At 74.4% G+C, this 23,166-nt stretch carries 23 protein-coding genes; 7 read left to right on the forward strand and 16 right to left on the reverse strand.

Features of this window, described 5'->3' with window-relative positions:
- Nucleotides 1-2 precede the first annotated feature (2 nt).
- Nucleotides 3-1,091: a sodium:calcium antiporter gene (locus QOZ86_RS06910; RefSeq protein WP_284491234.1), complete on the reverse strand. Its 1,089-nt coding sequence runs from the start codon at nt 1,089-1,091 to the stop codon at nt 3-5.
- Nucleotides 1,092-1,265: 174 nt separating this feature from the next.
- On the opposite strand from QOZ86_RS06910, the gene QOZ86_RS06915 reads away from it, so the two are divergent.
- Nucleotides 1,266-2,414, forward strand: a complete 1,149-nt coding sequence (locus tag QOZ86_RS06915; RefSeq protein WP_284491235.1) for an META domain-containing protein — start codon at nt 1,266-1,268, stop codon at nt 2,412-2,414.
- A 53-nt stretch (nt 2,415-2,467) separates the two neighbouring features.
- On the opposite strand, the gene guaA is transcribed toward QOZ86_RS06915, so the two are convergent.
- Genes guaA through guaB form a run of 3 tightly spaced genes read right to left on the reverse strand, consistent with a single transcriptional unit; the run spans nt 2,468 to nt 6,685 of the window.
- Nucleotides 2,468-4,030 (reverse strand): glutamine-hydrolyzing GMP synthase, encoded by a 1,563-nt coding sequence (guaA, locus tag QOZ86_RS06920; protein ID WP_284491236.1) that lies wholly within the window; start codon nt 4,028-4,030, stop codon nt 2,468-2,470.
- Nucleotides 4,030-5,166 carry a GuaB3 family IMP dehydrogenase-related protein gene (locus QOZ86_RS06925; protein WP_284491237.1) on the reverse strand — a complete coding sequence of 379 codons (1,137 nt, stop codon included), beginning with the start codon at nt 5,164-5,166 and terminating at the stop codon, nt 4,030-4,032. The genes guaA and QOZ86_RS06925 overlap by 1 nt, the downstream gene beginning before the upstream one ends.
- Nucleotides 5,167-5,170: 4 nt before the next feature.
- The gene (gene guaB / locus QOZ86_RS06930) at nt 5,171-6,685 is read right to left on the reverse strand and encodes an IMP dehydrogenase (RefSeq protein ID WP_284491238.1); all 1,515 of its coding nucleotides are present in this window, start codon (nt 6,683-6,685) and stop codon (nt 5,171-5,173) included.
- Between the two features lie 136 nt (nt 6,686-6,821).
- On the opposite strand from guaB, the gene QOZ86_RS06935 reads away from it, so the two are divergent.
- Nucleotides 6,822-7,220 (forward strand): DUF5319 family protein, encoded by a 399-nt coding sequence (locus tag QOZ86_RS06935; RefSeq protein ID WP_284491239.1) that lies wholly within the window; start codon nt 6,822-6,824, stop codon nt 7,218-7,220.
- 326 nt (nt 7,221-7,546) lie between these two features.
- Here the strand turns inward: QOZ86_RS06935 and QOZ86_RS06940 are convergent, their stop codons facing one another.
- Entirely contained in the window at nt 7,547-8,254 is a 708-nt protein-coding gene (locus QOZ86_RS06940) for a response regulator transcription factor (RefSeq protein ID WP_284491240.1), read from the reverse strand.
- A 357-nt stretch (nt 8,255-8,611) separates the two neighbouring features.
- Between QOZ86_RS06940 and QOZ86_RS06945 the strand changes: the two genes are divergently transcribed.
- Entirely contained in the window at nt 8,612-8,911 is a 300-nt protein-coding gene (locus QOZ86_RS06945) for a WhiB family transcriptional regulator (RefSeq protein WP_014377936.1), read from the forward strand.
- 219 nt (nt 8,912-9,130) lie between these two features.
- Here the strand turns inward: QOZ86_RS06945 and groL are convergent, their stop codons facing one another.
- Both groL and groES read right to left on the reverse strand, forming a co-directional pair.
- Nucleotides 9,131-10,777, reverse strand: a complete 1,647-nt coding sequence (gene groL / locus QOZ86_RS06950; RefSeq protein WP_284491241.1) for a chaperonin GroEL — start codon at nt 10,775-10,777, stop codon at nt 9,131-9,133.
- 154 nt (nt 10,778-10,931) lie between these two features.
- Nucleotides 10,932-11,240: a co-chaperone GroES gene (gene groES, locus QOZ86_RS06955; protein ID WP_092194970.1), complete on the reverse strand. Its 309-nt coding sequence runs from the start codon at nt 11,238-11,240 to the stop codon at nt 10,932-10,934.
- 199 nt (nt 11,241-11,439) lie between these two features.
- Between groES and QOZ86_RS06960 the strand changes: the two genes are divergently transcribed.
- Nucleotides 11,440-12,696: a class I SAM-dependent methyltransferase gene (locus tag QOZ86_RS06960; RefSeq protein ID WP_284491242.1), complete on the forward strand. Its 1,257-nt coding sequence runs from the start codon at nt 11,440-11,442 to the stop codon at nt 12,694-12,696.
- Here QOZ86_RS06960 and tsaD read toward each other — a convergent pair.
- From tsaD to tsaB, 3 genes are all read right to left on the reverse strand, one after another.
- A complete protein-coding gene (gene tsaD / locus QOZ86_RS06965) occupies nt 12,673-13,746 on the reverse strand; it encodes a tRNA (adenosine(37)-N6)-threonylcarbamoyltransferase complex transferase subunit TsaD (RefSeq protein WP_284491243.1) in 1,074 nt (357 codons plus the stop codon). The genes QOZ86_RS06960 and tsaD overlap by 24 nt on opposite strands.
- 146 nt (nt 13,747-13,892) lie before the next feature.
- Complete coding sequence (gene rimI / locus QOZ86_RS06970) at nt 13,893-14,342, reverse strand: ribosomal protein S18-alanine N-acetyltransferase (protein ID WP_284491244.1); 450 nt, start codon at nt 14,340-14,342, stop codon at nt 13,893-13,895.
- Nucleotides 14,339-14,974: a tRNA (adenosine(37)-N6)-threonylcarbamoyltransferase complex dimerization subunit type 1 TsaB gene (tsaB, locus tag QOZ86_RS06975; RefSeq protein ID WP_284491245.1), complete on the reverse strand. Its 636-nt coding sequence runs from the start codon at nt 14,972-14,974 to the stop codon at nt 14,339-14,341. Before tsaB ends, rimI begins: the two co-directional genes overlap by 4 nt.
- Nucleotides 14,975-15,051: 77 nt before the next feature.
- On the opposite strand from tsaB, the gene QOZ86_RS06980 reads away from it, so the two are divergent.
- Together QOZ86_RS06980 and QOZ86_RS06985 are read left to right on the forward strand one after the other, a co-directional pair.
- Nucleotides 15,052-15,273, forward strand: a complete 222-nt coding sequence (locus QOZ86_RS06980) for an antitoxin (protein WP_284491246.1) — start codon at nt 15,052-15,054, stop codon at nt 15,271-15,273.
- Between the two features lie 6 nt (nt 15,274-15,279).
- Nucleotides 15,280-15,696, forward strand: coding sequence for a TA system VapC family ribonuclease toxin (locus QOZ86_RS06985; protein WP_284491247.1), 417 nt, complete (start codon nt 15,280-15,282; stop codon nt 15,694-15,696).
- Nucleotides 15,697-15,722: 26 nt separating this feature from the next.
- Here QOZ86_RS06985 and tsaE read toward each other — a convergent pair whose 3' ends face one another.
- From tsaE to QOZ86_RS07015, 6 genes are all read right to left on the reverse strand, one after another.
- Nucleotides 15,723-16,172 (reverse strand): tRNA (adenosine(37)-N6)-threonylcarbamoyltransferase complex ATPase subunit type 1 TsaE, encoded by a 450-nt coding sequence (gene tsaE / locus QOZ86_RS06990; RefSeq protein WP_284491248.1) that lies wholly within the window; start codon nt 16,170-16,172, stop codon nt 15,723-15,725.
- Nucleotides 16,169-16,816, reverse strand: coding sequence for a uracil-DNA glycosylase (locus tag QOZ86_RS06995; RefSeq protein ID WP_284491249.1), 648 nt, complete (start codon nt 16,814-16,816; stop codon nt 16,169-16,171). Before QOZ86_RS06995 ends, tsaE begins: the two co-directional genes overlap by 4 nt.
- Before the next feature lie 9 nt (nt 16,817-16,825).
- Nucleotides 16,826-18,019 carry an alpha/beta fold hydrolase gene (locus QOZ86_RS07000; protein WP_284491250.1) on the reverse strand — a complete coding sequence of 398 codons (1,194 nt, stop codon included), beginning with the start codon at nt 18,017-18,019 and terminating at the stop codon, nt 16,826-16,828.
- A complete protein-coding gene (gene alr, locus QOZ86_RS07005) occupies nt 18,019-19,155 on the reverse strand; it encodes an alanine racemase (protein WP_284491251.1) in 1,137 nt (378 codons plus the stop codon). The genes QOZ86_RS07000 and alr overlap by 1 nt, the downstream gene beginning before the upstream one ends.
- Nucleotides 19,152-20,618: an NAD(P)H-hydrate dehydratase gene (locus tag QOZ86_RS07010; RefSeq protein WP_284491252.1), complete on the reverse strand. Its 1,467-nt coding sequence runs from the start codon at nt 20,616-20,618 to the stop codon at nt 19,152-19,154. The genes alr and QOZ86_RS07010 overlap by 4 nt, the downstream gene beginning before the upstream one ends.
- Before the next feature lie 76 nt (nt 20,619-20,694).
- Nucleotides 20,695-21,081 (reverse strand): holo-ACP synthase, encoded by a 387-nt coding sequence (locus QOZ86_RS07015; RefSeq protein ID WP_284491253.1) that lies wholly within the window; start codon nt 21,079-21,081, stop codon nt 20,695-20,697.
- Nucleotides 21,082-21,227: 146 nt separating this feature from the next.
- On the opposite strand from QOZ86_RS07015, the gene QOZ86_RS07020 reads away from it, so the two are divergent.
- Entirely contained in the window at nt 21,228-23,057 is a 1,830-nt protein-coding gene (locus tag QOZ86_RS07020) for a GAF domain-containing SpoIIE family protein phosphatase (RefSeq protein WP_284491254.1), read from the forward strand.
- The last annotated feature ends 109 nt before the right edge of the window (nt 23,058-23,166 follow it).

A 23,166-nucleotide genomic window follows, 5' to 3' on the forward strand; every position in this document is an offset into this window, starting at 1 on the left:
GGTCACGCCACGAGGGCGAGGACGACGGTGCCCACGTAGATCAGCGGGATGGAGACGCCCTCGAAGCCGATCCACTTCCGGTCGCGCATGAGCAGTCCGGCGGCCAGGACCGCCGTCATGACCAGCGTGCCGCCGAGGAGCACCAGGCTGGTCGGCCCGGCGTCCCGGTAGATCGGCCCGTCCAGGTAGCCGATGTCGGCCACGGAGATCATCAGGATGTCGTAGACGTTGCCGCCGACGATGTTGCCGACGCCGAGGGTGAGCTGGCCCATCCGCACGGCGGTCAGCAGGACCACGAGCTCGGGCAGCGAGCTGATCGCCGTGGTCAGGGTGAAGCCCACGACCCCGCTGTCGAGCCCGGCCCGCGCGATCACGCTCAGCCCGGCCCTGCCCACCAGCCAGCCGGCCACCCCGGTGACCAGCCCCATCACCGCGAGCAGGCCCCACAACCGGGCGGTCGAGCGATGGTCCCCACCGTCCGCGCCGTCGCCCGGACTGTCGGCGTCGCCCTTGCCGTTGCCGTTGCCGTCGTCGGCCGCGTCCTCGCCGTTGCCGTCGTCGTCGGCCGTCTGATCGGTGTGGACCGGCTGCCACATCGGCTCGTGCTGCATCCGCCGCAGCAGCGTCAAGCCGTAGGCGTAGAGGGCGGGGATCAGCAGCGTCATGGGGTGGATCCAGCCCAGCCGGAGATCGGGCGTGGCGTAGGCGACGACCGGGATCGCGAGCATCGCGATGAGCAGCACCGACTGGAGCACGTTCTGCAGGGACGCCGCCGCGTGCTCCAGGTTGACGCGGCGGTAGAGCAGGTCCGCGATCGCCAGCCAGACGGTCTGGAGGGCGATGCCGCCGATCGGGTTGGCCAGGGCGAAGCCGGCGTCGCCCTCCAGAGCGCCGGTGAGCACCGTGACGTTCCCCGGAAGCGAGGTCACCGCCCCGAGCAGCAGGGCACCGCCGATGGCGTCACCGAGCCCGGTGCGCTCGGCGAGGGTGTCGGCGACGCGGGTCAGCCGGACCCCCGCGATCACGATGACGACGGCCATCGCGGCGAGGACGCCCAGGCTCGGGAGAAGAGGCCACGGCGAGGAGCTCACTCATTCCTCCGGGGTCCTCGACGGTGTGGCCGGCGACGAGCCCATCACAACCGGCGGCATCTGGCGCGCCGAGCCCCAGGTGGACGCCCACGGGAACCGGAGGGGGCCGGTGACGCGTCCTGTGGGTATGTGCCTGGTCGCCGTCCTGCTGCCGGCCGTCGCACTGCTCACCGCGTGCGGCGGCGGCACCGGCGGGCCCGACGTGGGGGCGAGTGGGAGCTGGCGGAAGGGACCGTCGACGGAGCCACTCTCCCCCGGCACGGCGGCACGGCGGCACGGCGGCAGTTCGACGCCGCGGTCGGCCGCACCGAGATGGGCTGCGCGCCCGACGTCATGGCCGCGGAGACCGCCTTCCTGGACGCCCTCGGCCGCGCCGCCACGGTGACGCGGCGGCACGAGCAGCTCGTGCTCACCGGCGCCGCTGGGCCGCGGGGCGGTCGAGGATCCGGGGACCCCTGCGCACCCGGCCGCTGTTCGGTAACGGTGGGCACGGGTCGGTTGTGCCGCGCGGCGGGGCTCACCACATTGAGCGCCATGGCGGCACAGATGGCGCGGGCATCGATCGCCTTGGCTGCCGCCCTCCTTCCCACCGCCTGCGCGGGAGTCCGTTCCGACGAGGTGACTGCCGGCCGGTCCGAGCTGCTCGGCGCCTGGGAGCTGACCGAGCTCAGGACCGGCGGGGCCCACGTCCCCCTACCCGACGGTGGCCGCGGAACGCTGGTCTTCGAAGAGGACCAGCTGAGCGGGACCGCGTTCTGCAATGGCTTCGGAGCGGGCCACCAGGTCACGGGCGGCGCCCTCGTCATCGACGGTCTGGCCAGCACGGAGATGGCTTGCGCCCCCGAGCTGATGTCGGCGGAGACCGCCTACCTGGCGGCCATCGACGCGGCGGACGACGGGCTGCAGGTCGAGGCCGGGGTTCTCGTGCTCACCGGCGACGGCGTCCTGCTCCGGTTCCGGCCGTTGCCGCCGGTCCCGGTGAGCGACCTCATCACCACCCGGTGGGTGCTCGAGACCGTCGTCGATGGGGAGTCCGCAGCCACCCCGGTCGGCGTCGCCGCCGTCCTGCAGCTCGCCGAGGGTGGCACTTTCACCGGCTCAACCGGCTGCCGGGCGCTGTCCGGGACGTGGTCTGTCCACGGGGACACGGTGCACTTCCCGGAGATGGAGGCCGAGGGGCTCTGCCCGGACGAGCTGCGCGATCAGGACGCACACGTCATCACGGTTCTCGGTGACGGCTTCTCGGTCGAAATCGAAGGCGACCAGCTCATCGTCACCGATCCCGGTGGGGACGGTTTGATCTACCGGAACTCCCCCACCTGACCAGGAGCGCTGCCGACCGAGGCCGCACGGGAGCCCCCGGGCGCCGTCGGACGCTACTCCCACTCGATGGTGCCCGGCGGCTTGCTGGTCACGTCCAGCGTCACCCGGTTGACCTCTTCCACCTCGTTGGTGATCCGGGTGGAGATCTTCGCCAGCACGTCGTAGGGCAGCCGGGTCCAGTCGGCGGTCATGGCGTCCTCGCTGGACACCGGCCGCAGCACGATCGGGTGCCCGTACGTGCGCCCGTCGCCCTGCACCCCCACCGAGCGGACGTCGGCCAGGAGCACCACCGGGCACTGCCAGATCTCGCGGTCCAGCCCTGCGGCCGACAGCTCCGCCCGCACGATCGCGTCGGCCTTGCGCAGGATGTCCAGGCGCTCCTGGGTCACCTCGCCGACGATGCGGATGCCCAGGCCCGGGCCCGGGAACGGCTGTCGCCACACCAGAGTCTCCGGCAGGCCCAGCTGCAGGCCGACCTCCCGGACCTCGTCCTTGAACAGGGTGCGCAGCGGCTCGACGAGGGTGAAGGTGAGGTCCTCGGGAAGCCCGCCGACGTTGTGGTGGCTCTTGATGTTCGCCGTCCCGCTGCCGCCGCCGGACTCGACGACGTCGGGGTAGAGCGTGCCCTGCACCAGGAAGTCGACGGTCTCGCCGTGGCTCACGGCATCGGAGACGACGTCGAGCGCGGCCTGCTCGAACACCCGGATGAACTCCCGGCCGATGACCTTCCGCTTCTCCTCGGGGTCGCTGACCCCGGCCAGCGCGGTGAGGAACTGCTCGCGGGCGTCGACGACCCGCAGGTCAGCACCGGTGACGGCGACGAAGTCGCGCTCGATCTGCTCGGTCTCGCCTTCTCGCATCAGCCCGTGGTCGACGTAGACGCAGGTGAGCCGGTCACCGATCGCGCGCTGGACCAGCGCCGCGGCGACGGCGGAGTCGACGCCGCCCGACAGCGCGCACAGCGCCCGGCGGTCCCCCACCTGGGCGCGGATCCGCTCGACCTGCTCCTCGACGACGTTGGCCATGGTCCAGGTGGGCTCCAGGCCCGCGATGTCGAACAGGAAGTGCTCGAGCACGCTCTGGCCGTGGGCGGTGTGCCGCACCTCCGGGTGGAACTGCACCCCGGCCAGCCGCCGGTCGACGTCCTCGAACGCCGCGACCGGCGCGCCGGTGGAGGTGGCGGTGACGGTGAACCCGGGCGGGGCCTGCGACACCGCGTCGCCGTGGCTCATCCAGACGTTCTGCTCGAACGGCAGGTCGCCGAACAGCCGGGCCCGGGTCGTGACGGTCAGCGGCGTCCCGCCGTACTCGCGGTCGCCGGTGCGCGCCACCGTTCCGCCGAGCGAGGCGGCCATCGCCTGGAAGCCGTAGCAGATGCCGAAAGCGGGCACGCCCGCCTCGAACAGCGTCGGGTCGACCGTGGGGGCCTCGGGTGCGTAGACGCTCGACGGCCCACCGGAGAGCACGATCGCGGCCGGTTTGCGGGCGAGGACCTCCTCGGCCGGCACCTCCGACGGGACGATCTCCGAGTAGACCCCGGCCTCGCGGATCCGCCGGGCGATCAGCTGGGCGTACTGGGCGCCGAAGTCGACGACGAGGACGGTCGGGAACTCCATCAGTCGCCGGACCCACCGATGACGAGATCGACCCGCTGGAACTCCTTGAGGTCGCGGTACCCGGTCTTGGCCATGGTGCGGGCCAGGGCGCCGAACAGGTTGGTGCGCCCGTCGGCGGACTCCGCCGGGCCGAGCAGCACCTGCTCCAGCGAGCCGGCCGGCTCGACCGGCGCGGAGGCGGCGCCGCGCGGCAGCCGCGGGTGTGCGGCCACCGAGTCCCACCACACGCCCCCGGCGGGCGCCTCCGCGGCGACCCGCAGCGGCTCGCCCAGCTGGACGGCGTCCGCACCGCAGGCCAGCGCGCGGGCGATGGCGCCACTGGTCTCGATCCGGCCGTTGGCGATGACGTGCACGTACCGGCCACCGGTCTCGTCGAGGTAGTCGCGGCGGGCCGCGGCGGCGTCGGCGATCGCACTGGCCAGCGGCACCCGGATGCCCATGACCGCGTCGGTCGTGGAGTAGGCGTCGGCCCCGACGCCGACGATGACGCCCGCCGCGCCGGTGCGCATGAGGTGCAGCGCGGTGGTGTAGTTCGCGGCACCGCCCACGATCACCGGGACGTCGAGGTCGGCGATGAACTCCTTGAGGTTGAGCGCGTCACCCTGGCTCGTGACGTGCTCGGCCGAGACGATCGTGCCCTGGATGACCAGCAGGTCGACCCCGGCCGAGAGGGCCGCGGGCGCCAGCTGCTCGGTGTGCTGCGGGGAGATCCGGATCGCCGTGGTGACGCCGGCCTCGCGCATCTCCTTGATCCGCGCGGTGATCAGGTCGGTCTTCACCGGCTCGGCGTAGACCTCCTGCAGCAGGGCCACGGGAGGGGCCCCGGCGGCAGCTGCCTCGGCGATGCGGCGGTACATCGGCGCCGGGTCGTCGTAACGGGTCCACAGGCCCTCGCCGTTCAGCACGCCGAGGCCACCGGCCTGGCCGACGGCGATCGCCGTCGCCGGGCTGACGACGGCGTCGCTCGGGCTGGTGACCAGCGGGAGGTCGAACCGGAAGGCGTCGATCTGCCAGGCGGTCGAGACGTCGTCGACGTCGCGGGTGCGCCGGGAGGGGACGATCGAGACCTCGTCCAGGTCGTACCCCCGGCGGGCGAAGCGGTTGAGACCGATCTCGACGGTGTCACGCACGTTCATCGGTTCAGCGACCTCGGTAGTTGGGAGCTTCGACGGTCATCTGGATATCGTGCGGGTGGCTCTCCACCAGCCCCGCCGAGGTGATGCGGGTCAGCTGACCGCGCTCCTTCAGGTCGGTGATCGTGGCCGCACCGGCGTAGCCCATCGAGGCGCGCAGGCCCCCGACCAGCTGGTGCGCCACGCCCGATAGCGCGCCGCGGTAGGGCACCTGGCCCTCGATGCCCTCGGGGACGAGCTTGTCGTCGGAGAGCACGTCGTCGGCGAAGTACCGGTCGCGGCTGAACGACTGGTTGCCGCGCTTCTGCATGGCACCGAGCGAACCCATGCCGCGGTAGGTCTTGTACTGCTTGCCGTTCATGAAGACCAGCTCGCCCGGGGCCTCCTCGACCCCGGCGAACAGCCCGCCGATCATCACGGTGTCGGCCCCGGCGACCATCGCCTTGGCGATGTCGCCGGAGTACTGCAGGCCGCCGTCGGCGATGACCGGGACGCCGGCCGGACCGGCGGCCAGCCACGCCTCGTAGATCGCGCTGATCTGCGGGACCCCGACGCCGGCGACCACCCGGGTGGTGCAGATCGAGCCGGGCCCGACGCCCACCTTCACCGCGTCCACCCCGGCGTCTACGAGCGCCTGCGCACCGGCGCGGGTGGCGACGTTGCCGCCGACGACCTCCACGCCGGCATCGCCGCCGAACTCCTTCTTCACCCGCGCCACCATCTCGAGCACCGCCCGCTGGTGGCCGTGCGCGGTGTCGACGACGAGCACGTCGACACCGGCGTCGACCAGCAGCCCGGCCCGCTTGTAGGCGTCCTCGCCGACGCCGAGGGCGGCACCGACCACGAGCCGGCCGTCGGCGTCCTTGGTGGAGAGCGGGAACTGGTCGCGCTTGACGAAGTCCTTGACGGTGATCAGCCCGCGCAGCCGGCCGCCGTCGTCGACCAGCGGCAGCTTCTCGACCTTGTGCTTGGACAGCAGGCCGAGTGCGGTGTCGGCGTCGACGCCCACCGGTGCGGTGATCAGCGGCATCGGCGTCATGACGTCGCGCACGAGCCGGTTCTGGTCGGTCTCGAACCGCATGTCGCGGTTGGTCACGATGCCCAGGAGGACGCCGTCCGCGTCGACCACCGGGGCGCCGGAGATCCGGTAGCGCGCCGAGAGGGCGTCGACCTCGGCCAGCGTGCTGTCCGGCGAGCAGGTGACCGGATTGGTGACCATGCCGGCCTCCGACCGCTTGACCAGGTCGGCCTGGCCGGCTTGCTCCTCGGCGGAGAGGTTGCGGTGCAGCACGCCCATGCCACCGACGCGGGCCATGGCGATCGCCATCCGGGCCTCGGTGACGGTGTCCATCGCGCTGGAGAGCAGCGGCACGGCCAGGACGATCCGCCGCGTCACCCGGCTGCTGGTGTCCACCTCGGCCGGGACGACGTCGGACGCGCCGGGGACGAGCAGGACGTCGTCGTAGGTCAGCCCGAGGCGGGCGAACTTCGCCGGCAGCTCGGGCACGGAGTCGGGCTGCATGTGCGCGGCCACCCTTCGGGGCAGATCGGGTCGGACACCGGTCGGCACCCCTCACGGGCGCACGGGACCTGCCCCGATCGTAGGCGGCGGCAGATCCGTGCGGTGTTCCGCCTGCGGGGCGGCTACCGTGGGAGCCGTGTCTCCGTTCGACGACGCCCTCGGCCCGGACTTCGGCTCGGCCGATCAGCCCGGCCCCCCACCGCTGACGATGGAGGAGCGCGCCGGGGTCCTCGACGATCTCGCCGAGCTCGAGGTGTTCCGCACGCTGCTCGAGCCGACCGGCATCAAGGGCATCGTCGTCGACTGCCCCGACTGCGAGGAGGAGCACCACGTCGACTGGGCGCTGATGCAGGCCAACCTGCGGCAACTGCTCGACGAGGGGCAGACCGGGCGCCACGAGCCGCCGTTCGAGCCCGACCCCGACGACTACGTCAGCTGGGACTACGCCAGCGGCTACGCCGACGGGGTCGCGGCCCTCGCCGAGCGCGACGAGCCCGACGGCCAGCGCAGCGGCCGCCACGCCCGCGAGGAGTAGAGAAGCGCCGAGATACGCCTGGGGGCGGTCACCCCGACTGGGATGACCGCCCTCAGGCGTATCTCGGTCCTCGCGCAGGGCATGACCCAGCGGCTCACCTCAGCTCGGGAGGAACGCGGGCTCGGTCAGGCCGAGTGGGGCCCGGAGGGTCCCGCGCAGGCATGACGGACGCGCTGAGCGCCGCCGGGGAACGGCCAGTGGCCGGTGAGCCGATGTGCCTGGTCGCGCCGAGTGGGGCCCGGAGGGTCCCGCGCAGGCATGACGGACGCGCTGAGCGCAGCTGGGGAACGGCACCTGGCCGCGGTGCGATCCGGAGGATCGCAATGTCATTGCATGATGCCGCGGCGGAAGCCCGTCGCGACCGCCTCGGCGCGGTCCTTCGCTCCCAGCTTGCGGAACAGCCGCCGGGCGTGGGTCTTGATCGTGTCCTCGGACAGGTAGAGCTCGCGGCCGATCTGCGCGTTGCTCTTCCCCTGGCTCATGCCGGTGAGCACCTGCATCTCGCGCATGGACAGCGCCACGGTCGGGGCGGCGTCGCGGACGGTCGAGCGCACCGTGGTGGGCGCCGAGCCGGCCAGCGGGGCGGCACCGCTCCACGCCGGCGTGGACGCCTGCTGCACCGGGATGCGGCCGTCGGCACGCAGGCCCACGCGGGAGAGGCCCAGGCCCATCTCGATGGCGGTGGCGTCCCAGCGCAGGTAGCCCCGGGCGCCGAAGGCGACGGCGGCCCGGACGCTGTCGGCGTCGTCGGGCGCACCGAGGACGAGGACCGGCAGGCCGGGGTGCGTCCGCAGCGCCTGCGTCGCGGCCGACAGGCCGGTGTCGACGGCCCGCTGGGTGCCGACGACGAGGACGTCGGGCGTCCGGGTCGCGAGGCGCGACGCCAGCGACTGCGCGTCGCCGACGACCTCGACCCGACCGACGAAGGGAAGCGCGACCAGCCGTGAGGCGACGTCGTCACGGACCCGCCGTCGCTCGTCGTAGACCCACACGATCGCGCCCTGCACCGGGGCACGCATCCTGTCCTCGATCACGCCTGCTCCTCGCTCCTCCCGGCTCGTGGCCGGGTCCCCCACCGGCCGGGATGAGCCCGGCCGCGTGTCGCTCGGGTGGAGGGCCCCGCCCGGGGCCCTCCACCTCTGCGCAGGTCCTGCGACGCGTCCGGGTGTCTCCCCCTCCCGGACGTCGGCGCGGCCTGGAGCAACCTTGATCGAGTTGCGGACGCTCCGACAGACGCTCTCACCCCCGGGGGTGAGCGGCCCGAAACGGTGGTGACGGACTGCACGCCGGCGAAAAGTTGCGAATCGGCGGTGTTTGGCGGTCGGACGGCGAGGGCACCGGCCCTTGCAGCCGGACAGCCCCCTCCGGCTCGATCGAGTCCTGGAGGAGACATGGCCGACATCCGCAGACTCCCGACGCCCGTCGCCGAGGTCTGGGACTGGCAGCTCCACGGCGCGTGCCGTGGCGAGAACACGTCCCTCTTCTTCCACCCCGACGGCGAGCGCGGGCCGGCCCGGGCGCGGCGGCAGACCGCGGCCAAGGCCGTGTGCGCGCGGTGCCCGGTCGTCGATGCGTGCCTCAAGCACGCCCTCGCCGTCCGTGAGCCGTACGGCGTCTGGGGCGGGATGAGCGAGGAGGAGCGGGCCCGGCTGATCGCGGCCGAACCCGCTGCCGTCGCCGCCGGGGTGTAGTACCACCCCACGAACGCCGAGAGGGCCCGGTCCAGGAATCCTGGACCGGGCCCTCTCGTGTGCGCGGTACGCGGTGGCGTCCTCCCCCACCGTGACGCGTCCTCCCTCGCCGTGGACGGTCAGGGAGGACGCGCCATGCCCTGACCCCCAGCTCAGTCAGGGTGTTGCGACCACCCCCTGAGCCCGAGTCACCTGATCATGGCGATGCGGCGGGTCAGCTCAGTGGCTGTGGCCGTGCCCGCCGTGCGAGTGGCCGTGCGTGTGGTGCCCGCCGCCCGCGTGGTCGTCCTCCTCCTCGGGCTTCTCCACCACCGCGGAGTCGGTGGTGAGCACCATCGCGGCGATGGAGACGGCGTTGCCCAGCGCGGCCTTGGTGACCTTGACGGGGTCGATGACGCCCTGCTCGGCGAGGTCGCCGTACTCACCGGTCGCGGCGTTGAAGCCCTGACCGGCGCCCAGCTCGCGCACCTTGCTGACCACGACGCGGCCCTCGAACCCGGCGTTCTCGGCGATCTGCACCGCCGGGGCGTCCAGGGCCGTGCGGACGGCGCGGGCACCGGTGAGCTCGTCGCCCTCCAGCGACAGCGCGTCGACCGCCGCGGCGGCGTGCACGAGCGCGGAGCCACCGCCGGGGATGACGCCCTCCTCCACCGCGGCACGGGTGGCGGCGATGGCGTCCTCGATGCGGTGCTTGCGCTCCTTGAGCTCGACCTCGGTGGCCGCACCGACCCGGATGACACCGATGCCGCCGGCGAGCTTGGCCAGCCGCTCCTGGAGCTTCTCGCGGTCCCAGTCGGAGTCGGTGGCCTCGATCTCCCGGCGTATCTGCGCCACGCGGTCGCCGATGGCCTCCGAGGTGCCGCCGCCGTCGACGATCGTGGTGGCGTCCTTGGTGACGGTGACCCGGCGGGCGGTGCCCAGCACCTCGAGGCCGACCTGGTCGAGCTTGAGACCGACGTCCTCGCTGACCACCTGGCCGCCGGTGACGACGGCGAGGTCGGTCATGAACGCCTTACGGCGGTCACCGAAGAAGGGCGACTTCACCGCGGCGACCTTGACCGTCTTGCGGATGGAGTTCACGACGAGGGTGGACAGCGCCTCGCCCTCCACGTCCTCGGCGACGATCAGCAGCGGGCGGCCGCCGGTCGACAGCACCTTCTCCAGCAGCGGGAGGAGATCGGCCAGCGCACCGACCTTGCCGCTGACCAGCAGCACGAGGGCGTCGTCCAGGACGGCTTCCATGGCCTCCTGGTCGGTGACGAAGTACGGCGAGAGGTAGCCCTTGTCGAACTGGACGCCCTCGGTGACGTCGAGATCGGTGTGCAGGGTGTTGCTCTCCTCGACGGTGATGACGCCGTCCTTGCCGACGCGCTCCATCGCCTCGCCGATCAGCTCGCCGACCTCGGCGTCCTGGGCGGAGATGGTGGCGACGCCCGCGATGGCCTCGCGCTTCTCCACCGGGATGGCGGCGGCGTCGAGCGCGGCGTGCACCGCGTCGAGGGCGGCCCGCATGCCCCGGCCCAGCGCCACCGGGCTGGCGCCGGCGGCGACGTTGCGCATGCCTTCGTGCACCAGCGCCTGGGCGAGCACGGTGGCGGTGGTGGTGCCGTCACCGGCGACGTCGTTGGTCTTCGTCGCGACACTCTTGGCCAGCTGGGCGCCGAGGTTCTCGTACGGGTCCTCGAGGTCGACCTCGCGGGCGATGGTGACGCCGTCGTTGGTGATCGTCGGTGCACCGAACTTCTTGTCGATGACGACGTTGCGGCCACGCGGGCCGATCGTCACGCGCACCGCGTCGGCGAGCTTGTCGACACCGCGCTCGAGGGCTCGGCGGGCGTCCTCGTTGAACTTGATGATCTTGGCCATGAGGGACCTTCCGGTCAGGTGGTGCAGGACGAAGACGACCGCCCCGGGACCCGAGGAATCGGGTCGCCCGGGGCGGTCAGGTGACGCAATGGAACGGCCCCGTCGCAGGGCCCCGCGGCGAGCGGAGCGAGCGGTGGGGGGCGACGGGGTCCTTCTACTTCTCCACGACGGCGAGCAGGTCGCGGGCGGAGAGCACCAGGTACTCCTCGCCGGAGTACTTGACCTCGGTGCCGCCGTACTTGGAGTAGATGACCACGTCGCCGACGTTCACGTCGAGCGGAACGCGGTTGCCGTTGTCGTCGATGCGGCCGGGGCCGACGGCGACGACGGTGCCCTCCTGGGGCTTCTCCTTGGCGGTGTCCGGGATGACCAGACCGGAGGCGGTGGTGGTCTCGGCCTCGTTGGCCTGGACCACGACGCGGTCTTCCAGCGGCTTGATGCTGACCTTGGTAGCGGTCGTCACGTCGGTGACGCCCCCTTCGGTGTAGGACGGCAGGGATTCTTCGATGCTGTGGCACGGGAACCGGGCACCCGCCGTCGCGGGGGTCGGGCGCCTGCCCGTGTCGCTTTGGCACTCTACCCAGGAGAGTGCCAGCCGCTCAACCTGGTCCCCCGGGGTGGGTGACGTCGGGGCGGCCCGGCCCGTGCGCCACGCTTGGCCGGTGGCCCCCGACTTCCCGGAGAACGTCCTCCTGCCCCGGCTCGCCTGGCTGCTGGGTCCCGAGGGGGCGGCTGCGGTCGCGCTGGCGGCGCGGCTGCAGGGCGACGGGACCGACCTGCTCCCCGGCCTGGGCCGGCTGCGCGCCGAGGTGGGGGCGGACAACGCCGGTGCGGCGTGGGAGCTGGCCCGGCTCCGGGCGCGGGCGCGGCCGGTGTTCGGCGCGGACGCCGACGTCCTGTTCTTCACCGCCGACACCCTCGAGCAGGCCGGGCGCCCCCGGCTCGCCGAGCGCCGGGCCGCCCGGCTGCTGGCCGGGGGCGCGGACTCGGTGGCCGATCTGGGCTGCGCCTCGGGCACCGACACCGTGGCCCTCGCCCGGGCCGGGGCCCGCGTGCTGGCCGTCGACGTCGACCCGGTCGCTCGCGAGCTGACCGCCGCCAACGCCGAGGCCCTCGGCGTCGCCGACGACGTCTGGGTGGTCGCCGGGGACGCCGTCGAGCTGGTCGCCGCCGCCCGGGGGGGCGAGGTGGCCGGATGCGGCGCCGCCGTCCTCGACCCCGCCCGCCGCGCCGGCGGACGCCGCCAGCTGGACCCCGACCGCTGGTCACCCCCGTGGTCGACGGTCGCCCTGCTGCTGGACCGGATGCCGACCTGCGTGGTGAAGGTGGCCCCCGGGCTCGACCACGACCGGGTGCCCGACGGCGTCGAGGCCGAATGGGTCTCGGTCGGCGGCTCGATCGTCGAGGCACTGCTGTGGGGCCGCGCGGTCTCCTCGACCTGGCGGCGGGCCACCCTGGTGCACGACGGCGAGGTGCACGAGATGACCGCGGATGCCGATCCCGGACCGGCGACGGCGGGACCGGTGCGCAGCTGGCTGCACGAGCCGGACCCGGCGGTCATCCGTTCCGGGCTGGTGTCACTGGTGGCCGCGGACCTCGACGCGACGCTGGTCGATCCCACGATCGCCTACCTGACCTCCGACGCCCGCGCGGGCACACCCTGGGTCAGCTCCTACCGCGTCGACGAGGTGCTGCCGTTCAACCTCAAGAAGCTCAAGGCGCTGCTGCGCGAGCGCGGGGTCGGCCGGGTGGTGGTGAAGAAGCGCGGCTCGGCCATCGAGCCGGAGACGTTGGCCCGCCGGCTCCGCGGCGACGGCGCGCGGACGGCCACCGTCGTCGTCACCCGCGTCGCCGGCGCCCCGACCGCGCTGGTCTGTTCGGCCCCGTCCGGAGGCTCACCCCGAGCTGGCGAGGGATGAGGGGGACGGGGTCCTTCTACTGATGACGTCGATCGGCAGGGAGCTGTCCGCGCCCAGGTCGGGCCCCGACGGCGCGACGCCGGCGGCGACCAGCCGCGAGCCGAGCGCGGCGACCATCGCCCCGTTGTCGGTGCACAACCGCGGGCTGGGCACCCGCAGCACGATGCCGGCCTCGGCGCACCGCTCCTCGGCCAGCGCCCGCAGCCGCGAGTTGGCCGCCACTCCCCCACCGAGCACCAGGTGGTCGACGCCGCGGTCCTTGCAGGCGCGCACCGCCTTGGCGGTGAGGACGTCGGCGACGGCCTCCTGGAACGAGGCAGCGACGTCGGCGACCGGGACCGGCTCGCCGGAGCGCTCGCGGGCTTCCACCCAGCGCGCGACGGCGGTCTTCAGCCCGGAGAAGGAGAAGTCGTAGGCCGGGTCGCGGGGGCCGGTGAGGCCGCGTGGGAAGGCGATCGCCGACGGGTCGCCGTCGCGCGCGGCCCGGTCGATCGGCGGGCCGCCGGGGAAGGGCAGCCCCAGCACGCGGGCGACCTTGTCGAAGGCCTCCCCCGCGGCGTCGTCGATCGTGCGTCCGAGGGACTGCACCTCCTGCGCCAGGTCGGGCACCAGCAGCAGCGAGCTGTGCCCGCCGGACACCAGCATCGCGATGGAGGGCTCGGCCAGCGGGCCGTGCTGCAGCTCGTCGACGGCGACGTGCGCGGCCAGGTGGTTGACCCCGTACAGCGGCTTGCCCAGCGCCAGCGCGTAGGCCTTGGCCGCCGCCACCCCCACCAGCAGTGCGCCGGTGAGGCCCGGACCGGAGGTGACGGCGACGGCGTCGACGTCGGAGGCGGCGATCCCGGCGTCGGCGAGCGCCCGGTGCACCGTCGGCACCATCGCCTCCAGGTGTGCGCGGGAGGCGATCTCGGGGACGACTCCGCCGAAGCGCTCGTGCTCGGCCACCGAGGTCGCCAGCGCGTCGGCGAGCAGCGTGTGGCCCTGGACGATGCCCACGCCGGTCTCGTCGCACGAGGTCTCGAAGCCCAGGACGATCGGTTGGTCAGGCATGTGTCCGTTCCCTGCTGTCGGTCGCTCCCGCGGGGCGCTCCGCTCCTCGCTCGTTCCTCGCTGCGATGCTCACGCCCCTGTCCGCTCCCTGCTGTCGGTCGCTCCCGCGGGGCGCTCCGCTCCTCGCTCGTTCCTCGCTGCGATGCTCACGCCCCTGTCCGCTCCCGTCTCATCACGACCGCGTCGGTACCGCTCGGCTGGTAGTAGCCGCGCCGGCGGCCGACCTCGGCGAAGCCGCGCCGCCGGTAGAGGCCCTGCGCCGTCTCGTTGTCCGCCCGCACCTCCAGCAGCACCACCGGCGAGCGGCGGTCGGCCTCGGCCAGCAGCGCGTCCAGCAGCAAGGCCCCGATCCCCTCGCCCTGCCGGGCGGCCGCGACCCCGATCGTGGCCACGTGCGCCTCGTCGTCGTAGGCGATCAGGCCGGCGTAGCCCACGACGGCCTCGTCGTCCTCGGCCACGAGGTAGTGCCGGGTGCCGGTCTGCGAGAGCTCGTCGCGGTACATCGCCGCGGTCCAGGTGTCGGGCGCGAAGAGCTCCTCCTCGAGCTCCATCACCCGCGGCAGGTCGGCGAGCGCCATCGGCCGCAGCCGGGTCACCGCGTCACCGGCTTGATCGACGTCGGCGGCACGGCGTCGGGACGCCGCAGGTACAGCGGCACCAGCGGTGCCGCCGACCCTGGATCGGCCAGCTGCGGGGCCGCGGCGCGCAGCAGCCCCGTGGTGGTGACGTCGGCCGGGGTCACCGGCGCGCCGAGCCGCTCGGCGAAGGCCGGGTCGCCGCTGAACGGACCGGGCAGCCGGAGCTCCTCGGGCCGGACGACCGAGGGCCCGTCGGTGCGCATCCCGTCGGCGTCGTAGGTGGCCCAGTAGACCTCCTTGCGCCGGGCATCGGTGATGACTGTGCGGGCAGCGGAGCCGACGGCATCGAGCGAGCAGACCCCGACGACGGGGATCCCCCGGGCGTCGGCGAGAGCGGCCGCGGTGACGACGCCGACCCGCAGCCCGGTGAACGGTCCGGGGCCGAGGCCGGTGACGACCGCCTCCACCGCACCGAGCGCGACGCCGGCGTCGGCGAGCACGCCCTCGATGGCCGGCGCCAGCAGCTCGGCGTGCCTCGTCCCCGACGGGACGGCGCGCTCGGCGAGCACCGAGGTGCCGCCGTCGGCCGACCAGCGCGCCAGCCCGGCGACGAGCCTCGGGGTGGCGGTGTCGAGCGCGAGGACCAGCACGGACGCTCAGGGTAGTGGGACACGGTTGGCCGTGGACGGCGACGTCGATTGATGCGCTGATGCGTTAACATCACGCGGTGCGCACCACCCTGGATATCGATGACGACGTCGTCGCTGCGGCTCGGGAGCTCGCCGCTGGTGAGCGCCGCTCTCTCGGTGCGGTCATCTCCGAGCTCGCCCGCCGAGGGCTGACGCCGGCCCGGGTGGAGAGCGAGGACGGGCTACCGGTGATCCGCGTGCCGAACGGGACTCCCCCCATCACCCCGGGGATGGTGGCCCGGGCCCTCGAGGAGGCCTGACCGACCGTGGGACTCCTCGACGTCAACGCGCTGGTCGCGCTGGCGTGGGACTCGCACGTCCACCATGTCGCGATCCGGAACTGGTTCGCCGCCCACCGATCGTCGGGCTGGGCCACCTGCCCGATCACCGAGAGCGGCTTCGTGCGGATCTCCTCCAACCCCACGGTGCTGCCCAGCCCGCTGGCTCCTGCTGCCGCTCGAAACGTCCTTGCCGGACTGCGCAGCGCAGGCGACCACCGGTTCCTGGTCGACGACGTATCGATCGTCGATACCGACGTGCCGGCGACGAGCGGGCACCGCCAGGTGACCGATGCGCATCTGCTGACGCTCGCCCGCCGCCGAGGCGTCCGGCTGGTCACCTTCGACGCGGGGCTCGCCTCGCTGGCCGGCAATCGGGACGTCGAGCTGCTCACCGTTCTGTAGCGCCGTCTGCCCGAGCCGGTGCCACCTCAGCCGTCGATCCGCTGCTCCCAGCCCGGACCGGAGGGCACGAGCAGCGCCGTCCGGACGTCGTCGTCGCGCCGGTCCAGCCGCACCTCGAGGTGTTCGTCGGCCAGCTGCTCCACGAGCCCCCGCCCCCACTCCACCACGGTGAGCGACTCGTCGGTGGAGGCGTCGAGATCCAGGTCGTCGACGTCGGCGTGCCCGCCGAGCCGGTAGGCGTCGACGTGCACGAGCGGGATGCGCCCGTCGCGGTGCACCCGGGCGATGACGAAGGTCGGCGAGGTGACCGGCTCGCGGACGCCGAGCCCGGCCCCGATCCCCTGGGTGAGGGCGGTCTTGCCCGCACCCAGCGGCCCGACGAGCACCAGCAGGTCCCCCGGCCGCGCCAGCGCGGCCAGCGCGCGGCCCAGGGCGTGGGTGTCGGCGAGCGTCGGCAGCACGTGCTCCCGCTTCACCGCGCCTCCCGGGCGCCGACCAGGTACGCGACCTGGCGCAGGTCAGCGGCCAGCGCGGCCCGTGGGGCGCCGTTCGGACCGAACCGGATGGCCGCCGACGGGTGGTAGGTCACGTACAGGCCGCGTCCCTCCCAGGGCACGGGCCCCTGCTCCCGCGCGCGGGCGAGCACCGTGCGCGGGCCGAGGAACCACTTCGCGGCCGAGAGCCCGAGCGCGATCACCGCCGGCGGATCGAGCAGCTGCAGCTGACGGCGCAGCCATCCGCTGCAGCGGGCCACCTCGTCGGCCTTCGGCGTCCGGTTGCCCGGCGGACGGCACTTCACCACGTTGAGGACGGCGGCCTGCCCACGGTCCAGTCCGGCCTCGGCCAGCAGCTGGTCCAGCAGCGCGCCGCTCCGGCCGACGAACGGCCGGCCGGTCTCGTCCTCCGTGGCCCCGGGAGCCTCTCCGACGATCGCCACGAGCGGCCTCCCCGACACGGGCACGTCGCCGACGACGACGTGCCGGCGCGTCGCCGCCAGCTCCGGGCAGGCCAGGCACCCGCTCGCGGACCGGGCGAGGGACGGCCAGTCCGGGGCGGCCGCGGCCGTCCGCGCGACCTCTTCGGCGGCGGCGTCGAACCGGGGCGGACGGGGTGCGGCCACCACCGCACCCTAACCGCGTGCGCTCGCCGTCCGACCGGCCACGACCCGGCGGAGCAGCCGGGTCAGCGCGCTGCTGACCTCGTCCGGCGCCTCGAGCAGCACCATGTGGCCGGCGCCGGGGACGACGACGTGCTCGACGGCGTTCTCGCCGGAGTGCGCCAGGCGCTCGACGATCAGCTCGCTGTGCTCCTTGGGGATCATCGTGTCCCGGTCGCCGGTGAGCACGAGCGTGGGCACCTGACCCAGCGGCTCCAGGCGGCCGGTCTCGTCCAGGCCGGCCAGGGCCGGGTAGAACTCCGCGATGACGTCGACCGGCGTACCGGCGATCATCGCGTCGACGTAGCGGACCAGCGCCGGGTCGACGTCGGCCGAGCCGAAGGACAACGCCTTGGTCGCGGCCGACACCAGGTCGGCGGCGATCCGCCGGGTGCGCTCGGCGATCGTCGGCCGGTGCCGCATCGTCCAGGCGGCGACGGGGAGGACCGCGGCGCGCAGCCGGGTGAGCATCTCCGGCAGCCCGAACCTCAGCTCGGCGAGGTTGCCGCTGGAGGTGGACAGCAGGGCGGACCCGACGACGCGGGTACCGAACAGCTCGGGACGTGCGGCGGCCAGCCCCATGATGGTCATGCCGCCCATGGAGTGGCCGACCAGCACGACCGGTCCCCGCGGCGCGCGGGCGTCCAGGACCGTCTCGAGGTCGGCGGCCAGCTGCTCGATCGTGGAGCGCGCGGCGGCGCCCCGGCCCGAGGAGCCGTGTCCCCGCTGGTCGTAGAACACCAGCCGCGCCTGCGGCCGGTGCCCGTTCTCGGTCGCCAGCTCCGCGGCCAGCGTGCGTCGCTGGAAGGTCCAGGAGGCCATCGACAGCGTGTAGCCGTGCACGAAGACGACCGTCAGGGGGGCGTCCCGCGGTCCGATCTCCTCCACCGAGAGGAGCACCCCGTCGTCGGCCTCGACCAGGGCGGTGCGGTCGGCGGGACGGGCCTCGGCGCCGAGCGGGTCGACCTGGCGCAACCGCCCCTCGGACGGACCGGACGGCAGCTCGGCGGCCGGCCCCAGCTCCGCGGCACGCACCCGCCGTGCGGCGATCCGGCTCACGGCCACCCCCGCGGCGGTACCGGCAGCGGCCAGCCCGACGACCGCACCGACGAGGCCGGCGGTGACCCCGCGGGGATGCCTGGTCGGCGGCGGCTGCTTCCGCGCCATCAGACCGCCCCCGCGGAGCCGACGTACCGCCGGGTGAACCGGCCGCCGATCCGGGTGACCAGCTCGTAGTGGATGGTGTCGACCGCATCGGCCCAGTCCTGGGCGGTCGGCTCCCCCCGGTCGCCCGGGCCCCACAGGACCACCTCGTCCCCGGGCGCCACCGGGTCGTCCCCGACGTCCAGGACGAACTGGTCCATGCAGACCCGCCCGGCGATCGTCCGCCGGGCGCCGGCGGCGAGGACCGGCGCCCGGTTGCCACCGGCCCGAGGCACGCCGTCGGCGTAGCCGACCGGCACCAGCGCCAGCGTGGTGCCGGCGGCCGTCGAGTACGTGTGCCCGTAGGACACGCCGGCCCCGGCCGGCACGCGCTTGGCCAGCGCGACGGCGGCCCGCACCGTCATCGCCGGCCGGAGGCCGGAGGCGGCGGCGTCCCCGCCGAGTGGGTCCAGCCCGTAGACGGCGATGCCCGGGCGCACCATGTCGTACCAGGTCTCCGGCAGCGCCACGGTGGCCGCGGAGTTGGCCAGGTGCCGGCGGGCGCCGGTGAGGCCGGCGGCGCGCGCGACCGCGACCGCCTCCTCGAACACCCGCACCTGCGCGCCGATGGTGGGGTGCGTCGGGGAGTCGGCGTAGGCCATGTGGCTCCACAGCCCGGCGACCTCGACGTCGCCGTCGGCCTGGGCCCGCGCCGCCGCGGCGACCAGTTGCGGCCACTCGGCGACGGTCGCGCCTTCGCGGGAGAGCCCGGTGTCGACGCACAGGTGCAGCCGGGCGGTGCGGCCGGTGGCCCGGGCGGCGGCGACCACCTCGGCCAGCCCCCACGCCGCGTTGACCGACACCTCGACGTCCGCGGCGAGCGCGGCGGTGAAGTCGGCGCCGGGGCCGTGCAGCCAGGCCAGCACCGGCGCCGTCACCCCGGCGGCGCGCAGCGCCAGCGCCTCGTGCAGCACGGCGACGCCGAGCTGGTCGGCTCCCCCGGCCAGCGCCGCGCGCGCGGCCGGCACCAGGCCGTGGCCGTAGCCGTCGGCCTTCACCACCGCCATCAGCGGGCGGGCGACCCGTTCGCGCAGCACCGCGGTGTTCGCCGCGATCGCGTCGAGGTCGACCACCACCTCGGCCCCGGTCCCGTTGGTCACGGCCCCGAGTCTGGCAGGCCGTCCGGCCGGGCCCCGCGCACCCGGCTGATCGCCTCGGGGAGGTGGCGCACCACGTCGCCGGCCACGAAGGGGCCCCGCGCCGCGGCGACCTGGCCGGCCCGGCCGTGCACGTGCGCGGCCACGGCCGCCGCCTCCACGGCCGGCAGCCCCGTGGCCAGCAGGGCGCCGGTGATCCCCGACAGGACGTCACCGGTGCCGGCCGTTGCGAGCCACGGCGTGCCGGTGGCGTTGACGAAGGCGGCGCCACCGGGGTCGGCGACGACGGTCGCCTCGCCCTTGAGCAGGACGACGGCGCCCAGGTCGGCCGCCAGCCGGCGGGCGGCACCGAGGCGGTCGGGGCCCACCTCGTATCCGAACCGCGCGAACTCCCGGTCGTGCGGGGTCAGCACGGTCGGCCCGGAACGGCCGCGGAGGAGATCCGGTTCGCGGGCCAGCATCGTCAGCGCGTCGGCGTCCACGAGCACCGGCAGATCGGTGGCCAGGACCTCGGCCAGCACGCTGCGGGCGTCGTCATCGGTGCCCATGCCCGGGCCCACCACCCACGCCTGCACCCGGCCGGCATCGCCGGGCCGGCCGTCGGTGACGATCGCCTCGGGCCACGCGGCGCGCACCCCGTCGGCGGCCGTCCCGGCGTAGCGCACCAGCCCGGGGCGGGTGCGCAGCGCGGCTCCGGTGCACAGCACGCCGGCGCCGGGATAGGTGGCCGATCCGGCGACGATCCCGACCACGCCCTGGGTGTACTTGTCGTCGTCGGCGTCCGGGCTCGGCAGCCGGGCCGCGGCGTCCGCGTCGGCGAGCTGCCACGCGGAGGGGGCCGGCAGGTGCTCGTCCAGGCCGATGTCGATGAGGTGCACCTCGCCGGCGGAGCCGCGCCCCTCCCCTACGACCAGTCCCGCCTTGACCGCCCCGAAGGTCACGGTGTGCGTGGCGGGGAAGGCTGCCCCGTCGACCGCGCCCGTGTCGGCGTCCACCCCGCTGGGCACGTCCACGGCCACCATCAGCGCCGGTCCCGCGGCAGCCCGGTCCACCAGCGCGGCGGCGTCCGGCCGCAGCCTGCCGGAGCCACCGATCCCGACGACCCCGTCGAGCACGAGGTCGGTGCGGTCGAGGACGGGCCCGGCCGCCTCGAGGGCGACCGTGCGGCCACCGGCCCGCCGGAACGCCGTCAGCCCCGCCTCGTGAGCCCGCGCGGGAGCCAGCAGGACGGCGGTGACGTGCGTGCCGCGGGCGGCCAGTCGCGCTCCGGCGAACAGTGCGTCACCGCCGTTGGCGCCCGAGCCCACCAGGGCGGTGACGCGGGCGCCGTAGGAGCGGCCGAGCAGGCGCAGGCAGACGGTGGCCAGCCCGGTCGCCGCGCGCTGCATCAGGGCGCCGTCCGGCAGCGCTGCCAGCAGCGGGGCCTCCGCCGCGCGGATCTCCGCCGCCGTGAACAGCCCGATCACGTCTCCTCCTCGCCGGCGCTCGTCAGATCCGTGATCGGTCGCGGTGCTCTGCGCCTGCACGACCTCGCAGGCTCGGTCATGTGGTCTCCCGGCCCAGGCCCTCGGCGACGACGACGGCGGAGGCGATGCCCCCGTCGTGGCTGAGGGAGACGTGCCAGGACGTGACGCCCAGCTGAGCCGCCCGCCCGGCCACGGAGCCCCGTACCTCCAGGTGCGGGCGGCCGCGCTCGCCGACGGTGACCTCGGCGTCGTGCCAGCGCAGGTCGCCCGGCGCACCGAGCGCCTTGGCCAGTGCTTCCTTCGCCGCGAACCGGGCGGCCAGCGACTCACCGGTGCGCGGACCACCCGACGGCGTGCACTGCTCGGCCGCGGTGAACAGCCGGTCCCGCAGCCCCGGTGTGCGGGTGAGCGACCGCGCGAAGCGCTCGACCGGCACGACGTCGATCCCGACCCCGATGATCACGCTGGCCAGTCTGCCCCGCCGCCGCCCGGCCCGCCGTCCCGGCTCGGCCGCCGGCGGGCCACGGCGCCGGAGGGACGCTGTGCCGTTCCCGACGGACGTGCGAGAGTGGGCGGCGGCCTGGGCGGGCTCGGATCGGAGGACGACAGGTGTACGAGTACGTGCGCGCGCCGGCCCGCCTGGCCGCCGTCGAGGCCGCCGGCCTGCTCGACGCCGAGAGCGAGGAGGCGTTCGACCGACTGGCCGCCCTCGCCCGGCAGCTGCTCCGTGCGCCGTTCGCGTTCCTGACGGTCGTGGACGACCGGCGGTCGTTCTGGATGGCCTGCCTGGGCATCGCCGAGGGCGGCCCCCGGCAGAACGCCCTGGAGGAGTCCTTCTGCCAGTACGTGGTCGAGACCCGCGAGCCGCTGGTGCTCCCCGACGTCCGGGTGGACGAGCGGACCAGGGACAACCCGTCGATCGTCTCCATGGGCGTCGTCGCGTGGGCCGGCTACCCGGTCCACGACCCGGACGGCCACGTCCTCGGCACGTTGTGCGTGGTGGACACCGTCGTCCGGCACTGGACCGACGACGAGGTCCAGATCCTGGCGAGCCTGGCGGCGATCGCGACCCGCGAGGTGGCGCTGCGCGCCGCCGCCACCACGGCGGCCGAGGCCGCGCGCATGGCCGAGGAGGCGACGGCGCAGGCCGAGCAGGACCGTGCCCGCGCCGAACTCCTCGCCTGCATCGGTGAACTGCTCGTCGCGGGGCTCGACCTGGACGCCATCTGGCAGGCGGTGGTCCACCTCGCCGTTCCCACGCTCGGTCAGTACGCCTTCATCTACTCGATCCCCGGCGACGGCTCGATCACCCCTCAGGCCGTCCTCCACGGCGACCCGGCCGAGCAGGAACGGCTGGAGGAGTACGTGCGCGTACGGGAGCGCCGGGTGGGCGAGACCCACGGGCCGGGTCGTGTCGCCGCCACCGGCCGGACAGAGGTCCTGACGGACCTGACCACCTCCACCACGGGGCTGATCGCCGCGCAGCAGGACGGGGTCCGCGCCCTCCGGGCGGTGCACAGCGTCACCGTTCCGCTGCGGGCCCGCAACCAGCTGATCGCCGTGCTGAGCGTCGTCCGGGTGGCCGGTTCCCCGGCCTACGAGGACGGCGACGTGGAGCTCATCGAGGCGATCGCGGACCGCGCCGCCCTGGCCATCGACAACGCGCTGGCCTACGACCAGGAGCGCACCCTGTCGCTACGTCTCCAGCAGTCCCTGCTGCCGGGGCTGCTGCCCCGGCCCCCTCACCTGCACGTCGCCTCCCGCTACCAGCCCGCCGCCAGCGCGCAGCTGGTCGGAGGCGACTGGTACGACGCCTACATCGACGCGCACGGCACCACCGCCGTCGTCATCGGCGACGTCGCCGGGCACGACATCGACGCCGCCGCAGCCATGGGGCAGCTGCGCACGATGCTCCGGATGGCCGGGCACGGCGGTGGCCAGCCCCCGTCCGGCGTGCTCGCGACGGTCGACGCCGCCACGCGCACCCTCGGGGTGTCGGTGTTCGCCACCGCGCTCCTCGCGCAGGTAGCGCCGTTCGACGCCTCCCGACCCGACGGGAGCCGACGGGTGGCCTGGGCCTCGGCCGGGCATCCGCCGCCCGTGCTCGTGTCTGCCGACGGCGTCGTCACGCTGCTGGACAGCCGGCCCGGCCGGGCTCTGGGGCTGGACCTCGATGCACCGGACGACGACCGGCCCCGCACCGACCACCAGCTCGACCTGGCACCAGGTGACACGCTGCTGCTCTACACCGACGGGCTCGTGGAGCGGCGTGACGAGGACCTCGACACCGGGCTCAGCCGCCTCCGGGACACGGTCACGGCACTGCGGCGCCTGCCGCTGGAGGCTCTCTGCGACGCGGTCCTCGCCTGGATGACGCCCGACGGCCGCGATGACATCGCGCTCATCGCCGTCCGGGCGACCGACGACGACGGGGCATGACCCCGGCCCGCGCCGCGGCCCTACTCGACGGTGCCCCTGCGTCGGTTCCGGCCTCGCTCCAATCCTCGCTCGCTGGCGCTCGCTGCGATGCTCACGAGGCCGTGACTCG

Source organism: Blastococcus capsensis, assembly GCF_030165005.1.
GTDB lineage: Bacteria > Actinomycetota > Actinomycetes > Mycobacteriales > Geodermatophilaceae > Blastococcus > Blastococcus capsensis.

Bases quoted from the DNA above. Each gene is read 5' to 3' on its own strand.
- tsaD (WP_284491243.1), bottom strand. From the start codon at position 13,746: ATGCCTGACCAACCGATCGTCCTGGGCTTCGAGACCTCGTGCGACGAG.
- guaB (WP_284491238.1), bottom strand. From the start codon at position 6,685: ATGCAGCCCGACTCCGTGCCCGAGCTGCCGGCGAAGTTCGCCCGCCTC.
- QOZ86_RS06945 (WP_014377936.1), top strand. From the start codon at position 8,612: ATGGCCGACATCCGCAGACTCCCGACGCCCGTCGCCGAGGTCTGGGAC.
- QOZ86_RS06925 (WP_284491237.1), bottom strand. From the start codon at position 5,166: ATGAACGTGCGTGACACCGTCGAGATCGGTCTCAACCGCTTCGCCCGC.
- QOZ86_RS07000 (WP_284491250.1), bottom strand. From the start codon at position 18,019: ATGGCGCGGAAGCAGCCGCCGCCGACCAGGCATCCCCGCGGGGTCACC.
- groL (WP_284491241.1), bottom strand. From the start codon at position 10,777: ATGGCCAAGATCATCAAGTTCAACGAGGACGCCCGCCGAGCCCTCGAG.
- guaA (WP_284491236.1), bottom strand. From the start codon at position 4,030: ATGGAGTTCCCGACCGTCCTCGTCGTCGACTTCGGCGCCCAGTACGCC.